The organism is Pseudochelatococcus sp. G4_1912, from assembly GCF_047501465.1.
GTDB lineage: Bacteria > Pseudomonadota > Alphaproteobacteria > Rhizobiales > Beijerinckiaceae > Pseudochelatococcus.
The window spans coordinates 1,312,917-1,329,456 of the sequence record NZ_JAZDRL010000001.1; the positions used below are offsets into that span (position 1 = coordinate 1,312,917).

General features: G+C 51.5%; 10 protein-coding genes and 1 pseudogene. 5 read left to right on the forward strand and 6 right to left on the reverse strand.

All coding sequences use genetic code 11. The features are described from left to right. Positions 1-13: 13 nt before the first annotated feature. The 3 genes and pseudogenes from VRZ32_RS05910 to VRZ32_RS05920 all read right to left on the reverse strand — a co-directional run. Entirely contained in the window at positions 14-1,144 is a 1,131-nt protein-coding gene (locus VRZ32_RS05910; RefSeq protein WP_414524754.1) for a type III PLP-dependent enzyme, read from the reverse strand. A gap of 713 nt (positions 1,145-1,857) precedes the next feature. Then, positions 1,858-3,156: a hypothetical protein gene (locus VRZ32_RS05915; protein WP_414524755.1), complete on the reverse strand. Its 1,299-nt coding sequence runs from the start codon at positions 3,154-3,156 to the stop codon at positions 1,858-1,860. 84 nt (positions 3,157-3,240) lie between these two features. After that, positions 3,241-3,464: pseudogene (locus VRZ32_RS05920) on the reverse strand (hypothetical protein); the annotation flags it as partial. A gap of 436 nt (positions 3,465-3,900) precedes the next feature. Here VRZ32_RS05920 and VRZ32_RS05925 point away from each other — a divergent pair. Further along, entirely contained in the window at positions 3,901-5,502 is a 1,602-nt protein-coding gene (locus tag VRZ32_RS05925; protein ID WP_414524756.1) for a glucan biosynthesis protein, read from the forward strand. Between the two features lie 147 nt (positions 5,503-5,649). Here the strand turns inward: VRZ32_RS05925 and VRZ32_RS05930 are convergent, their stop codons facing one another. Continuing rightward, positions 5,650-6,765 carry a polyamine ABC transporter substrate-binding protein gene (locus VRZ32_RS05930; protein WP_414524757.1) on the reverse strand — a complete coding sequence of 372 codons (1,116 nt, stop codon included), beginning with the start codon at positions 6,763-6,765 and terminating at the stop codon, positions 5,650-5,652. 521 nt (positions 6,766-7,286) lie between these two features. On the opposite strand from VRZ32_RS05930, the gene clpB reads away from it, so the two are divergent. After that, positions 7,287-9,908, forward strand: a complete 2,622-nt coding sequence (clpB, locus tag VRZ32_RS05935; RefSeq protein ID WP_414524758.1) for an ATP-dependent chaperone ClpB — start codon at positions 7,287-7,289, stop codon at positions 9,906-9,908. Between the two features lie 96 nt (positions 9,909-10,004). Here the strand turns inward: clpB and VRZ32_RS05940 are convergent, their stop codons facing one another. After that, complete coding sequence (locus VRZ32_RS05940; protein WP_414524759.1) at positions 10,005-10,727, reverse strand: META domain-containing protein; 723 nt, start codon at positions 10,725-10,727, stop codon at positions 10,005-10,007. Between the two features lie 451 nt (positions 10,728-11,178). Here VRZ32_RS05940 and VRZ32_RS05945 point away from each other — a divergent pair, with 451 nt between their 5' ends. The 3 genes from VRZ32_RS05945 (at position 11,179) to VRZ32_RS05955 (ending at position 14,948) form a co-directional block, all read left to right on the forward strand. After that, positions 11,179-12,252, forward strand: coding sequence for an enoyl-CoA hydratase/isomerase family protein (locus VRZ32_RS05945; RefSeq protein ID WP_414524760.1), 1,074 nt, complete (start codon positions 11,179-11,181; stop codon positions 12,250-12,252). A gap of 185 nt (positions 12,253-12,437) precedes the next feature. After that, positions 12,438-13,733: an aspartate aminotransferase family protein gene (locus tag VRZ32_RS05950; protein ID WP_414525056.1), complete on the forward strand. Its 1,296-nt coding sequence runs from the start codon at positions 12,438-12,440 to the stop codon at positions 13,731-13,733. 204 nt (positions 13,734-13,937) lie between these two features. Beyond that, a complete protein-coding gene (locus VRZ32_RS05955; protein WP_414525057.1) occupies positions 13,938-14,948 on the forward strand; it encodes a YeiH family protein in 1,011 nt (336 codons plus the stop codon). Between the two features lie 12 nt (positions 14,949-14,960). Here VRZ32_RS05955 and VRZ32_RS05960 read toward each other — a convergent pair whose 3' ends face one another. Continuing rightward, positions 14,961-16,478: a tripartite tricarboxylate transporter permease gene (locus tag VRZ32_RS05960; protein ID WP_414524761.1), complete on the reverse strand. Its 1,518-nt coding sequence runs from the start codon at positions 16,476-16,478 to the stop codon at positions 14,961-14,963. Positions 16,479-16,540 lie beyond the last annotated feature (62 nt).

The following is a 16,540-nucleotide window of genomic DNA, read 5'->3' on the forward strand; positions in this document are numbered from 1 at the left end:
AAAGATGGCGAAATCAGATGTGATAGGCTTTCAGCGGCGGGAAACCATTGAAGGCTACCGCTGCATATGTAGTGGTGTAGGCGCCGGCACCTTCAATCATCACCTTGTCGCCGATGGTCAGGCTCACGGGTAGTGGGTATGGCGTCTTTTCATAGAGCACATCAGCGGAGTCACAGGTTGGGCCTGCAAGAACACATGCCTCCATAGCATCGTGATCGCGCGCAGTGCGGATTGGATACCGGATCGATTCATCCATGGTTTCAGCCAAACCACCGAATTTGCCGATATCCAGATAGACCCAACGCAGCTCATCGTCGGCACTTTTGCGCGATACCAGTACTACCTCGGCTTCAATCATTCCTGCGTTGCCCACCATGCCGCGGCCGGGCTCGATGATTGTCTCGGGAATAGCGTTGCCGAAATGCGCTCGCAGCGAGTCGAAGATCGACGCCCCATAAGCTTCAACAGCCGGAATGTCGTTGAGGTACTTGGTCGGAAAACCACCGCCAAGATTCACCATTGACAGGCTGATGCCACGCTCGGCGCATTGATGAAAAATGCTGGCGGATGAGGCCAAAGCCTGATCCCACGCTTGGGGATTACGCTGTTGTGATCCGACATGGAACGATACGCCATAAGCCTCCAGGCCCAACCGATGTGCGTGCTCCAACACGCCCACGGCGAGTGAGGGATCGCAGCCGAATTTGCGCGAAAGCGGCCATTCAGCGCCCGCACCATCGCATAGAATGCGGCAAAACACGCGTGACCCGGGAGCTGCACGAGCAATCTTTTCGACTTCCGCTTCGCAATCGACAGCATAAAGCTGGATGCCCAGCGCAAATGCGCGCGCGACATCTCGCTCCTTCTTGATGGTGTTGCCGAAGGAGATGCGATCGGGTGAGGCGCCCGCCGCCAATGCCATCTCGATTTCCGCAACTGAAGCAGTGTCGAAGCTTGAGCCCAACGAGGCAAGCAGCGACAGCACTTCCGGCGCAGGGTTGGCTTTCACGGCATAGAATACGCGCGTGTCGGGCAGGGCATGGGCGAATGCAAGATAATTGGTGCGCACGACATCAAGGTCGACCACAAGGCAAGGACCGTCTTCACGTCGGTTGCGGAGAAATTCACGGATACGGTCTGTCATTGGATGCACTCCATGCGGAACAATCAAGGTCAATAAGGGCTGTAATGCCCCAGGAATGCGAATACGATTGATGGCGTCGTTGCGCTGTGGAGACGCAAATACGATATCAAATCGAATACGCACGAGTTGCCGCAGATGGCGAACTCATGTTGCTGCCTTGGATTGGATGGGTGTTTCCCGCCCGCACGCCTGGCAAAGATGGACAAGCCTCTTCGGTAAACCGCCACCAGCCTTTGGAAAGCTGATAGAGACCAAAAAAGCCCGTTCCGTCGTTGCTTTAAGTCCCGTCCCCTGCGGAGAGCAGAGTGGGCCGGTTTCGCCTCCGGCTGCCGGTTTATCAAAAACGTGGGGAAGTTAATCCCACGCCTCGGGCGAGAAAACCGGCCTCTTGTCCGGAACCCCGCCAACCGGCACGCGACCACAGGCACGTGCGAAATTGGGCAAGTGTTTTATAAGGCTTACAGGGGTGATTCTCAAGGGCTCTGGCAGTCTATATGCGCTATTAACTGACAACCTGATGCATTTCTGCCATACCTGTGATGCATAAACGCGCACAGGTGCACTACGATAGCTTGCAATTGGGTGCTTGGTGTCAATACTGCATCGTTGCTAGTTATGTCAGGAGCTTCACCTGACATAACTATGTCAATGGGATTAAGCCCGTGTCCCCGTGGCGAACGGATGCTTCCAGCAATCTTTTAGAGTAGCAAATTTCAAGGATGTATCACGTTGTCATCTAATTGGGGATTGGATAGCGCCGGTTCGGATTCTAGTGGGGCCATCAAAGTACGCATATAACACTCCGTTACCTTGATGTCTCCATCTGGGCTGATGGTAAAGATAACTTTATGTATTAGCCAAGAATGGCATATAGATTCCGTCTCAAGCATATCGATAATATTCCCATTTTCAGCGGCATTATCGTATGATGTGGCAATAGTATAATTTTCTACTACAATATCTTTTCCATCACCCTTGCGGATGTTGAATTGATTTATAGTTTTCTCTCCGGTCGGTATTATAGGGTTATCCAAAGAATGATTGATACTTAATGTAGCATTCTGGTTGCATGTTGATAATATAACATTGCGTTGTTCCAGAGAGCAGCCAATATTTCTTAGCGTTGTACAAAAGCTTGTTAATGCTTGCGCCTCTTCAGCAGGATCACAAGTGCCTCGACGTTCAAGTGTCTGGCCGTTAATTGAATAAGCTGAGCGATTAATATCTCTACGTGTTACACTGAATATATCATGATCTTTATCGCCGCGTACTGGAAATGGAGCTTTTAAATCATTTAAAAACGCTGTCACACTCTTAATATACGAGTTATTGTGATGATTCCTGATAGCGGAAGCGATTTTAGAGCATTCTTTCATTTCAAGAGCGATACGCTCTCTCAGCTCACTTTCCATCTTGCTGATATTCCCAGGAAATTCCGCGCCTTTTAATGAAATTTCTGTGCAATGGTGAATGTTCAGTTTGCCGCTAAGGTCTCCATCGTACGAGATATCAATCAGATTACCGAGATGATTTGGCGTCTGTGCCTGGAGCTTTAAGCTTCCTATAAGAGCGGCTCGATTCTTGTAAGCATCACTATCATGAGCATCAAGAATATCGCTAACCATTGCGATCTCTTGTTGTGTCGGGCTATCAAAGAATAGGTCGGCCAGGTACTCAGCCGATGTTTTCCCGCCCATCGACAGCTGAAACTCAACATCAGCCAGCTTTAATATGTGAAGGCCCCGGGTTTCATCTATCGCGCCGGAGAAAAGCGCTTTTCCATCCTGATCGGCCAATTTGAAAAGCCGAGCAAATAATTCAAATTTCTTCTTATCGCTCGTTTCTTTGGAGCACAAAGAAAAGACCATGCTTTTTATTTCATAAACATTTGAAGAGCAGAAAAAATCCATAATACGATCAATAATGCGTCTGAAAAGGTTATAATCAGTTGTTAGAGGTTTCTGGATATCGATTTTATTAAGTAAAACAGGTGAATAATTTATTTTTTCCATAACGTAAACTCCAATTTATTAAGTTTACTGAGATATACATTTATGCGTATCTCGGGTTGATAAAGATAATAATTCGTTATTATATCATATATATTGTAGTAACAAAGTGTTTTCCCGTAAGGCGATAGCTCTGATCGGCACTGCGGCTGTAAATGATGCGGTATTTTGGCATATCGTATAGCAACACCGCGCCAGCGCTTGAGATGCAGGAAGGTATTCTCAACCAGATGGCACAGCTTGTAAAGCGCTTCATCATACGGACGAGGCGTTTTCCGCTTGCGCGATGAAGGGATGAGAGCCTTCACTCCTTAAAATCGACTATATCTTTCGGGGTAGCGGCTGCAGATATGCGTATAGAGAACGCTATGATCGCAGGCCTGCGCGACACAGATCCGCGATCATGGATGTTCATGAGAATGTCATCTCGCAACCGGATTAAAGATTATTTGCTCGTTCCCTGAATATGATGGTTTATTTACACAAGCTATCATACATATTTAACCTATGCGGAGGAGAAATTCAAAGTAGGGTGTTTTCTTAAACAAGAACCAGGCTCATGGAACGTTAGTGCTACGCTTTGTATGTGGTTGTGCTTAAATTTAAATTTCAGTCACATCCAAATCTTGTATTAACGAATTTTCTCCAAAAGGGCGGTTATTCCTGATCCCGCCATCTTCTTGTTGTCTGTTATGCTGGCTTGCCTGTTTGGCTTGATGACAAGCCAGCTAAACCGAGAAAGACCCTATGTCGCCGATTTCGAGACGCCGCATTCTGGCTTCCCTTGCTGCCTCACTTGCCTCTACCGCTGCTGCGTCGACGTTGTCGGGTAGCAGCGCTTTGGCGCAGATGCCGCCGGTCCGTCCCACGCTTGAGGAAGATAGCGCCCCCAAAGCGCAGTTTGGCTATGAGGATGTGGTGCGGCGCGCGCGCGAGCTTTCTGCAGTGGCATTTGATGACCACGCACCTGCCTTGCCGGACTCTGTGGCCAATCTTGATTTCGATGCTTATCGCAACATCCGTTTCAAGCCTGAAAAGGCGCTTTTGGGCTCTACAGGTGGCTCTTATCGGATGCAGATGTTTCATCTCGGCTTCTTGTTCAAGCGGCCGGTAACGGTCAATGTCATTCGGGATGGTGTGCCGACACCGGTGCCCTATTCCGCGCAATTGTTTGACGCTGGCCCGAAGGCTATGGATAAAAACCTGCCCGTGAATCTGGGCTTTGCGGGTTTCCGGCTGCATTATCCTCTCAACGATCCGCATGTGTTCGATGAGCTGATTTCATTTTTGGGCGCAAGCTACTTCCGCTTTCTTGGTCGTGATCAGCAATATGGGCTTTCAGCGCGCGGCCTTGCGATCAATGCAGGGGGGGAGGAGGAATTTCCGTTCTTCCGTGAATTCTGGATCGAAAATCCCTCATCTGATGCGGAACGGGTTGGCGTTTTTGCGCTTCTTGATAGCCCTTCCGTAACGGGGGCGTTCCAGTTTTATATCTATCCAAGCAAAGAAACAGTGATGGATGTTACGGCTACGCTGTTCATGCGCAAGCCCGTTGTGCAGCTTGGTATTGCACCTCTTACGTCAATGTTCTTTGTGGGTGAAAACGATCGGCGGTTTCTGGATGAGTTCCGCCCCGAGCTCCATGATTCAGATGGCCTGCTCGTTCATTCCAGCGCAGGCGAATGGATCTGGCGTCCGCTACGCAATCCGTCTGAGCAAACCCGCTCATCCTTTGTCGATAAAAGCATCCGTGGTTTCGGGTTGTTGCAGCGGGATCGGAACTTCGAGCATTATCAGGATATCGACCTGCACTACGAACTGCGCCCAGGTTATTGGGTAGAGCCCGTTGGTGATTGGGGGCCGGGACGTGTTGAGTTGCTCGAAATCCCCACAAATGATGAAACAAACGATAATATTGTCGCGTTCTGGGTGCCCGATCAGGCGCCACAGGCAGGGCAGACTTTGGTTTATCGCTACCGGATCAAGGCAATTGGCGATGCTGAAAGCCTGCATGCTGGTGGGCGAGCAATTAATACATATCAAGGCAAGCCAAAGGCTGCAGGTTCAGGCGAAGAAGTGCTGCCGGGTACACGCCGTTTTCTGATTGATTTTGCTGGTAATGATCTAGCTTATTATGCGCTGGATCCTGCACGCGTCACCATTGATGCGTCGGTCTCCAAAGGGCAAGTGGTGCGCACGTTCCTGGCCAAGAACCCAAAGATTGATGGGTTCCGGGCGGGCATTGATGTTGCTGTTCCTCTAGGTGAAACAGTGGATATCCGCGCCTTTCTGCGCGCGGGCGAGCGGGCGCTTACTGAAACATGGATATATCCATGGAAAGCGCAGTAGGGCTTTCATTTTGCCGATAAGAAAAAGGGCGGCTCGTTATTGTGAGCCGCCCTTATCATTTAAAGCATCTGACGTTCTGATTTCTATATTTCATTGCAACTTGTGTTCATTTGAATAATCAAATTGAACGCAAACTGCTAGGGCGTATCAGCGGCCGGTTTTGATGCGCGTCCAGAGCCTGGTGACGATGCGTTGGGTGCGGTCGTCGTAAGCGGTATTGGTGAACAGGCGCTTCATGGTTTCGTCATCAGGATAGATGCCGGGGTTATTGCGCACGGCCTCATCAACCAATGGTTTGGCCGCGAGGTTACCGCTGGCATAGGAAACAAAGCTGGCGTTCTTGGCTGCAATTTCAGGCCGGTTCATGAAGTCAATAAAAGCACGGGCTTCTTCAGGATGTGGGGCATCCGCAGGAATGGCGAAGCTGTCGAACCACATCAGCGCGCCTTCACGCGGTACGTGATAGCTGATCTCGACACCATTCCTGGCTTCTTCAGCGCGCGTTGCTGCTTGCAGAATATCACCGGAATACCCAACAGCTACGCAGATGTCGCCATTAGCCAAAGCGCTGATGTATTCTGACGAGTGAAACTTCTGGATGTAAGGGCGCACTTTTGTCAGCGCATCTGCTGCCTTTTGCAGATCCTTCTGATCTTTTGAGTCAGGGTTCAGACCTAGATAGTCAAGTATGCCAGGGAATAGATCTTCAGGTGAATCAAGGATGTAGATGCCGCAATCCTTGAGCTTTGCAGCAACTTCAGGATTCAACACCAGATCCCAGGTATTCAACGCTGCATCAGGCCCCAAACGCTCGCGCACCTTGGCGACGTTCAAGCCGATGCCGGTGGTGCCCCACATATAGTTGATGGCATATTGGTTATCCGGATCGAACGTTTTGAGGCGATCGGAAATCTCCGGCCAAAGATTTTTGGCGTTGGGTATCTTTGATTGATCCATCTTCTGGAACACGCCTGCTTTGATCAGGCGCTCCAGAAACGGGCCGGATGGCACCACGATATCATAACCGGATTTGCCGGTCAGCAGTTTGGTCTCGACAATTTCGTTGTTGTCATACGTATCATAGACCACCTTGATGCCAGTTTCCTTGGTGAAGGCATCAAGGGTATCGGCGTCGATATAATCCGACCAGTTATAGACATGCACTGTCTTATCCTGAGCGCTGGCAGAGCCGGCGAGCAGGAGGGCGGCAAACGATGCGCTTACAGCGCAAACAGTGAGACTTGAAGCAATGGCGCGGATCATATCCGGCTTTCTCCCCTAGTGCGAAAAGCTAATGAAGAGGCAAGATCAGAATACTTGCTTCGCCATGAGGACGGTCTGCAAATTTCAGCACTCTGGTATGAGCCTCAACACATCTTAAACCCACGCTTCATGGGAAGCGTTCCGCGCACCATAAGCAAACTGCGGCCCATTTGCATCTGTTTCCAGCGTTTTGCTGCATGTTTTCCATCCTCTAGAGGGCATGGTGTTGCCTGAGATAGAACCGGTCTTTACAATGTATGGGGTTTGGTAAAGCTCATGCTTGCATAGCATAAATGATGTTAAGCAAGTGGCTGTGATAGAGGTATAAATTTTTCATTGATCCGTTTATCCCCCCTTGTTCTTTCACCTGGGCAATACCTACATGAGCTATGCTGATCGATGTGTAATGATCAGCAATTTCTGCCGGGAGGTTGCCAGATGGGATTTCCCGCTGGAAACTATTAATATGGGGCTTTCGGCCGGGCTGTTTGGACGGTGAAAGTTGCCGAGAGGAGAAATCAATGAATATCGAAAAATATACTGATCGGGTGAAGGGTTTTCTACAATCGGCTCAATCTCTGGCGCTGCGCGAAAATCATCAACAATTCACGCCCGAGCATTTGCTGAAAGTTCTGCTGGACGATAATGAAGGATTGGCCGCCGGCCTTATTGATCGCGCGGGTGGGCAATCGCGTCTTGCGTTGCAATTAACTGAACAGGCTTTGGCTAAACAGCCCAAGGTGCAGGGTGGATCGGGGCAGATTTATTTGGCGCCGGGCCTCGCACGCGTGTTCGATACCGCTGAAAAAGCTGCTGAGAAAGCAGGCGATTCCTTCGTGACAGTGGAGCGTTTGCTGCTCGCACTTGTGGTGGAGAAGGATACCGATGCGGGCAAAGCGCTGGCAAAGGCAGGCGTAACTGCCCAGAGTCTTAATGCCGCAATAGAGGCACTACGCAAAGGGCGCACTGCCGATAATGCATCGGCTGAAAATGCTTATGATGCTCTCAAGAAATATGCCCGCGATCTGACCGCAGTTGCCCGCGAGGGCAAGCTTGATCCGGTTATCGGCCGCGATGAAGAAATCAGGCGCACCATTCAGGTGCTCTCTCGCCGCACCAAGAATAATCCGGTGCTGATTGGTGAGCCGGGTGTAGGTAAAACAGCCATCGTTGAAGGCCTTGCTCTGCGCATCGTTGATGGCGACGTGCCTGAAAGCCTCAAGGACAAGCAGTTGCTGGCGCTTGATATGGGTGCGCTTATTGCTGGCGCCAAGTATCGTGGTGAGTTTGAGGAACGTCTCAAGGCTGTATTGAGCGAGGTGCAATCGGCTGAAGGCAATATCATTCTGTTTATCGATGAAATGCACACGCTTGTGGGCGCTGGCAAAAGTGATGGGGCGATGGATGCTTCAAACCTCTTGAAGCCAGCCCTTGCGCGTGGAGAGCTCCACTGCGTGGGTGCGACGACGCTTGATGAATATCGCAAGCATGTCGAAAAAGATCCCGCTCTTGCGCGGCGCTTCCAGCCCGTATTCGTCTCTGAACCAACGGTTGAGGATACGATTTCGATCTTGCGTGGATTGAAGGAAAAATATGAGCAGCACCACGGCGTGCGTATTCAGGATTCCGCGCTGGTTGCGGCGGCAACTTTATCGAACCGCTATATCACCGACCGGTTTCTGCCCGATAAAGCCATTGATTTGATTGATGAATCTGCAGCTCGACTGCGGATGCAGGTCGATTCCAAACCGGAAGAACTCGATTCCATCGATCGTGAGATCGTGCGCTTGAAAATTGAGGCGGAAGCCTTGAAGAAGGAGCAGGACGTTGCCTCCAAAGATCGGTTGGCGCGGCTGGAGAAAGAGCTGGTTGAGCTGGAAGAACGCTCAGGCGCGCTTACTGCCAAGTGGCAGGCTGAGAAGGATAAACTTGGCCGTGCGGCTTCGCTCAAAAAACAGCTTGATGAGGCTCGTAATGAACTCGCCATTGCCCAACGGCAAGGGCAGTATCAGCGTGCGGGCGAGCTTGCTTATGGGGTCATTCCCGGCCTTGAGAAAGAATTGACGGAAATCGAGGCCAAAAGCCAGGATGACAAGAGCAGTTCGGTTCTTGAGGAAGTAACGCCTGATAACATTGCGCAGGTTGTGTCGCGCTGGACGGGTGTACCCGTTGATCGCATGCTGGAAGGTGAACGCGAAAAGCTGCTCAAGATGGAGAAGCAGCTTGCCAAGCGGGTTGTTGGGCAGGAGGAGGCGGTTGTCGCTGTCTCAACGGCAGTGCGGCGTGCGCGGGCAGGCTTGCAGGATCCTAACCGGCCTATCGGATCGTTCATGTTCCTTGGGCCAACAGGTGTCGGTAAGACCGAGCTCACCAAGGCGCTGGCCTCGTTCATGTTCGATGACGAGACGGCGATGGTGCGTATGGACATGTCTGAATACATGGAAAAGCACTCTGTTGCCCGTCTGATTGGCGCTCCTCCTGGCTATGTTGGCTATGAAGAGGGAGGTGCGCTGACGGAAGCCGTGCGGCGCAGACCGTATCAGGTTGTGCTGTTCGATGAGATCGAAAAGGCGCATCCTGATGTGTTCAACGTGCTGCTGCAGGTACTTGACGATGGCAGGCTAACGGATGGGCAGGGGCGCACAGTCGATTTCCGCAATACGTTAATCATCATGACCTCAAATCTTGGTGCTGAATTCCTCGTAGCGCAAAAGGCGGGAGAGGATTCAGAGGCCGTGCGTGATGAGGTGATGTCGGTTGTGCGCAGCCATTTCCGGCCGGAATTCCTCAACCGTGTGGATGAAATCATCCTGTTCCATCGTCTGAAGAAAGAACAGATGGGTGCTATCGTCGATATCCAGCTTCTTCGTCTTGCGCGGTTGCTGGAGGAGCGTAAAATCACGCTCAATCTTGATCAGAGTGCGCGCGAATGGTTGGCAGAACGCGGTTACGATCCAGCTTATGGCGCACGTCCGCTGAAACGTGTGATCCAGAAGAACGTGCAGGATCCTTTGGCTGAGCTGATCCTGAGCGGCAAGATCAAGGATGGCGAGGTTGTGCCCGTTACAGCTGGTCCGTCGGGCCTAATCATTGGCGATATTGCGGTATCAGAAGAGCGTCCTCCGCATGTTGCGTTGAACTAGGATTTTACCGACAAGGCGAAATAATAAAAGCCGGGAAGTGTCATAGCTTCCCGGCTTTCAATATTTAAGGTTATGCCAATAAGATGTTTTGAATGTTCAGTTTTTCTTGGCCACCGTGCAGGAGACGGGCGTATTTTCGTCCTGGGTTACATCGTAAAGGTTAGCCGTATCGCCTTTCGTCCACCAAATAAGGCGTTTGCCAGCGTATTTTGCCCCAGATCCTGATAGAACATTGGCAGCAACCACAAACTCACCCCGCAAGGATAGTGTTGCAAGCGAAGTATTACCAGCATTGAAGTATTCCACCTCTACTGCTGTTCCATTGCAATCGTAGGTGAGTTTGCTACGGTCTACTTTCAGCGCATCCGGCACTGTGATGGTGAGGGCAGCCCCCTGGGTTTGACGCACAAAACGTGCACTGACTGTGCCCTGTCCGTCAAGAAGCAACAGCTTGTCGGCTTCCACTTTCCAACCCTTGGCAGCCTCAAGCACCTTGTAAAGCTTCTGTTCCTGATCCATAACGGCAGGGCTGCACAGCATCATGGTGCCCGCTATGGGGGTGAAATTGATGGTGTCAGGGGTGAACATGAATGTCCCACGAAAGCGGTTGCAGCCGCTTGATCCACTGACAGAGCCATCCTGGTGCAGTTCAAGTGTTGTTTGCACGCGATCAACTACACCGCCCTCTGCGATGCTTTCTGCAAGCCAGTTACCATAGGGTGTGTCAGCTTGCTCTTGCGCGTGAGCTTGATACTGAACAAACCCTAAAGTGTTGGCAACCGCGACCATAGATGCAACGCGGGATATCGCTGATAGCATGAACAATACTCTCGTTGTACTTAACTGCCAAAATATTGATTAAAGCTTTAGTGTTTTGGCAGTTCACATGTTCTGTATTGCTTGCGCTAATAATAATTACTACGGGAAGCATTAATGAACATGTTAGCGGTAGTCTAAACCATTACGAATGTCCATCCATGTGCTTAAGCATCCTGCTGTAATCAGTTATTACATGGAAACTTTTTGACTTACGTCAATAATACACTGGGCTGTAACGCCATATGGTTCATCATGTGCTTTATGATGAATGCGATTATTATCAGAATATTGTGATCGCGCAATAGCAAAAATGATAATAGTGTTTTACGATGTACGAAATAAGAAAAATGCTCTGTCGGGTGTTTTGTATTGCTCGCAGTTTGCTCTCAGGCTTTTGGCGTGGCACTTTACATTCGATGTGCCCCTAGAGGCTGTAAAAATGGATGTCGATATGCCTTTCACGCCAGACAATGCGCCTGATGCTCTCGTGCTGATCGGCCAATCGGGAACACTCGGCCGCATTCACCTTAACCGCCCGAAGGCGCTCAATAGTCTCACCCTCGATATGATACGCATCATTGCTGATGCCTTGCATCGTTTTGAGGATGATGACGGCATCTCGGCGGTGCTCATAACAGGCGAGGGTGATCGCGCTTTTTGCGCTGGGGGCGATATTCGGGCTCTGTATGATGGCGGACCAGATAATACCGAAGCCGGACGCATATTCTGGCGTGAGGAATATCTCATCAACGCGCATATCAAGCGTTTTCGCAAGCCTTATATCGCTTACATGGATGCAATCACCATGGGCGGCGGTGTTGGTGTTTCGGCGCATGGCAGCCATCGCGTTGTGACCGAGCGTACGCGCCTTGCAATGCCAGAAACGGGTATTGGCTTTTTCCCGGATGTTGGAGGCACGTGGCTTCTATCACGCGGCAAAGATGAGATCGGCACCTATCTTGCACTCACCGGAGAGCAGATAAATGGCGCGGATGCCATTCAGGCTGGGCTGGCAGACTTCTTTGTGCCGACTGCAAGTTTGTCCGCACTCACCCAGCGTCTATCAGCCTTGCCGGCAACAGCGCGAGCGGATGCGGTGACCGAGGTGATTAATTCAGTGACCAGCTTCATTGAACCAGGGCCGGTTGCTCTTCATGAAGATGAAATCAATGCTGCTTTTTCTTTCGATACCATGGATGGGATTATTGCGGCGCTGACCGCAGTAAGAAGTGAGTTTGCGCAAAAGACGCTCGCCACCCTGCAAACGCGCTCGCCCACGAGCCTCAAGCTGACGTTGAAAATGTTACGGTTGGCACGCCATGATATTACACTTGAAGAAACATTAGAGCGTGAATATGCAGCGGGTGCAGCTGTGCTGATCGGGCACGAATTCTATGAAGGTGTGCGCGCGGCAATCATCGATAAGGACCGCAATCCCCAATGGAATCCCGCCACGCTTGACGCCGTAAGCGAAAGCGCTCTTGATCGGTATTTCATACCAGCGCCTGAGCGGGTGTTTTCCTGAGGCATTCCTGGCGCGTGTGGAGAGCTGTTTTCATCAGTGCAGGTGCGAGGTTGCTGATCGTTTGATCAAATTGCAAACCGCTCACGTTAAAGGATAGCGTCGTTATGAGTTCATCCAGCGCAAATTCTACCACGGGTGCATCAACGCCAACACGTCGAAATGATATCAACCTTGATGCCTACTGGATGCCGTTTACTGCCAATCGGCAGTTCAAGCAGACTCCGCGTCTGCTCGCCTCCGCGAAGGGTATGTACTACACCACGGTTGATGGCGACAGAGTGCTTGATGGTACGGCCGGACTATGGTGCGTGAATGCAGGCCATGGCCGGGAGAAAATCACCGATGCGGTGGCGCGCCAGCTCGCGACGCTTGATTATGCACCTTCATTCCAGATGGGGCATCCGGTTGCGTTTGAGTTTGCTGAGCAGCTTGCAGCTCATGCGCCGGGTGGCGCTGCGGCTCAGCTTGATCGGGTGTTCTTCACCGGGTCAGGGTCAGAATCCGTCGATACCGCGCTCAAGATCGCATTAGCTTATCAGCGCGCTATAGGGCAGGGCACGCGTACGCGTCTCATTGGGCGTGAGCGTGGTTATCATGGTGTTGGTTTCGGTGGTATTTCAGTTGGAGGGCTGGTCAACAACCGGCGCGCTTTCCCAACGCATCTACCAGGCGTAGACCATTTGCGCACAACGCATGATCCCGCACGCAATCGCTTTGTGAAGGGCGGTCTTCCCGAACATGGGGCAGAGCTTGCGGATGATCTGGAGCGCATGGTTGCCCTGCATGGTAGCGAGACAATTGCAGCCGTGATTGTGGAACCAGTTGCCGGGTCAGCAGGCGTGTTACCGCCGCCAAAGGGTTATCTGGAGCGTTTACGGGCAATTTGCGATCAGCATGGCATCCTGCTGATTTTCGACGAAGTGATCACTGGGTTTGGCCGTCTTGGTACGCCGTTCGCGGTTGATTACTTCGGGGTGGTGCCCGATATCGTGACGACTGCGAAGGGCCTCACGAATGGTGCGATTCCGATGGGAGCCGTTTTTGCCAGCCGCAAAGTATATGATGCGATGATGCAAGGGCCTGAAAATGCCATTGAGCTTTTCCATGGCTATACTTACTCTGGGCATCCGGCATCTTGCGCGGCTGGACTGGCGACACTCGAAATTTATGCCGAGGAAGGGCTTCTCACGCGGGGCGCGGCTCTTTCAAAGCGTTGGGAAGACGCCATTCATGGTCTGAAGAGTGCCAGACACGTCTTCGACATTCGCACGATTGGTTTGATAGCAGGCATCGAGCTGGAGTCGCGTTCCGGTGCGCCAGGTGCGCGTGCGTATGATGTCTTCGTGGATTGTCTCAAGCGAGGTGTGCTCATTCGTGTAACCGGCGATATCATCGCTTTATCTCCACCATTGATCATCGAAGATGGGCAGATCGATCAGATCGTTAATATTATTGGTGAAGCGTTGACACGTGCAGCATAAGTAGGCCGCGATCTGAGGGTACTTCTTTTTTGAACAGTAAGTACGCTAAAAGCTCAAGCGAAGCAGCTTTGCCCTAGGATGCTGGCCAAATGCCCGGCCAGCATCTTGAGTTTACGGGAAATGAATCTATTAAGTTAGTGAATTATTTTAAAAATAAGGCGCAAAGCCGGAAAGTTATTCTAAATGCATTCACAGCCATCAGCCATGTTACCTGCAAAGGCTATATCTGTTTTACCGGGACTACTTCTAAGTATTACAGTGGCCGCAGTTGCTGTAGGGCTTGAGAAAATCGAGGCTTATTACACTGGAGAGGCTTGGCTGGAAGGGCTTGTGCTGGCTATCCTTCTTGGCACGGCAGTGCGAACTTTTCTGCAGCCTGGCGAGAAGTATAATTGTGGTATTCATTTCTCGGCTAAAATGCTTCTTGAGATTGCTGTCGTGTTGCTGGGGGCTTCCATTAGCGCCAGTGCTGTCGTTGCTGCTGGTCCGCCGCTCATCTTAGGCATTGCCGGGGTTGTTGTTGTTGCCATTATATTCAGCTACGGCCTTGGACGATTAATGCGTTTGCCGCACAAAATGGCGGTGCTGGTTGCGTGTGGTAATTCAATCTGTGGCAATTCAGCTATTGCAGCAGCTGCGCCTGTCATTGGTGCAGATAGCGATGATGTTGCAGCTTCGATAGCTTTCACGGCCATTTTAGGCGTTGTGGTGGTGCTTTGCCTGCCATTTCTGGTGCCTTTGCTTGATTTGTCCGACACGCAGTATGGTATTTTGGCCGGGTTGACGGTCTATGCTGTGCCACAAGTGCTGGCAGCTACCGCCCCTGTTGCCCTCATTAGCGTGCAGCTTGGAACATTGGTCAAACTCGTGCGTGTGTTGATGCTGGGACCCGTTATTTTAACGCTGGCGTTATTGGCAGGCAGCAAAACACCGGGAGAAAAACTCAAGCTCCATCATCTTGTGCCATGGTTTATCGTAGGCTTCCTCGTCATGATGGCGTTGCGTTCCTTCCATCTCATTCCAGAGGTTGCTCTTCCTGGCATTCAATCTGTATCGATTGTTCTGACCATCATTTCGATGGCGGCTCTTGGGCTTGGTGTTGATGTGCGCTCAGTCGCGCAGGCGGGTGGGCGAGTTACATTGGTCGCCATTTTCTCGCTTGTTGTCCTGGGTATTATCAGCCTTGGGCTCATCAAGTTTCTTGGTATTTCCTGAGCGTCTTTAAGGTCAGTCTTCATCACCTGCGATCTGGGCAAGTACTGAGCCGCGTCCGCGCAAGCGCAACAGAAATGGCACCACAAGCGCAATGATAGCAACAACATAAAGCGTGATAGCAATGGGTGAGGAGACGAGAATTTGCACGTCACCCTGACTGATAGCAAGAGCCCGGCGCAGCTGTTGCTCTGCCATCGGTCCCAGAATGAGGCCTACAACGACCGGCGCTACCGGATATCCAAATCGACGCATCACATAACCCAGCATGCCGAATGCCAGCAACATACCAAGTTCGAATATGGAAGGGTTGGCGCCAATGGTGCCAAGGGTCGCAAAAACCAGAATACCCGCGTAAAGCCATGGTTTCGGAATGGTTAGCAGGCGCACCCACAATCCAATCAGAGGCAAATTTAGTACCAGCAACATGAAGTTGGCAACGAGCAAACTCGCAATCAAACCCCAGACCAGATCGGGATTGTTCGTGAATAGCAGCGGGCCGGGCTGCAGGCCAAATTGCTGGAAACCTGCCAACATGATAGCAGCTGTGGCTGTCGTAGGCAGCCCAAGGGTCAGCAATGGTACGAGTGTACCGGCGGCAGAGGCGTTATTGGCCGCTTCCGGGCCGGCGACGCCTTCAATCGCGCCCTCGCCGAACTCTTCAGGATGGCGTGCGAAGCTCTTTTCGGCGCTATAGGACAGGAAGCTCGAAACATCTGCCCCACCTGCGGGCATTGCCCCAATTGGAAAACCGATGGCCGTGCCGCGCAGCCATGGCATCCATGAACGGCGCCAATCTTCGCGGCTCATCCAGACCGAGCCTTTAACTGCTTCAACTTTATCCGCAACGGCATCAGGTGATGCAGCTGTTTTGAAGGTCTCGCCGATGGCAAAGAGCGCCACCGCAAGTGTTGTAACCTCAATGCCATCCAATAAATCGGGTATGCCGAATGTCAGCCGCGCTTGCCCGGTTTGTAGATCGATGCCGACTAAACCTAATGTCAGGCCAAGCACCAATGCGGTTATTCCACGTAAGGCTGAATCACCAAAGGCCGCAGAGACGGTTACAAAAGCAAGTACCATCAGGGCAAAGTAATCGGCTGGCCCGAAGGAAAGTGCAAACTCCACCACCCATGGAGCAATGAGCGCCAAACCAAGTGTGGCCAATAAACCCGCAATAAACGAACCAATGGCAGCAGTGGCAAGCGCGGGGCCGCCACGCCCTTTGCGGGCCATTTTGTTGCCCTCTAGCGCCGTGATGATCGATGCACTCTCACCGGGGGTATTCAGCAGGATAGAAGTTGTCGACCCCCCGTACATGCCGCCATAGTAAATACCCGCAAACATGATGAGCGAACCAGCCGGATCGAGCTGATATGTCACCGGTAGTAGTAGAGCGACAGTGAGTGCCGGCCCAATGCCCGGTAGAACACCTACGGCGGTGCCAATGGTAACGCCAATCAGCGCGTAAAGCAGATTTATCGGCTCAAGAGCAACCAGCAGACCATTGGCGAGTAGACCGAAGGTATCCATGCAATGCCTCAAGCTTGAGTGCGTAAAAGCGATGAAGGTGCTCTATCGGTAGCAGTCAGAAG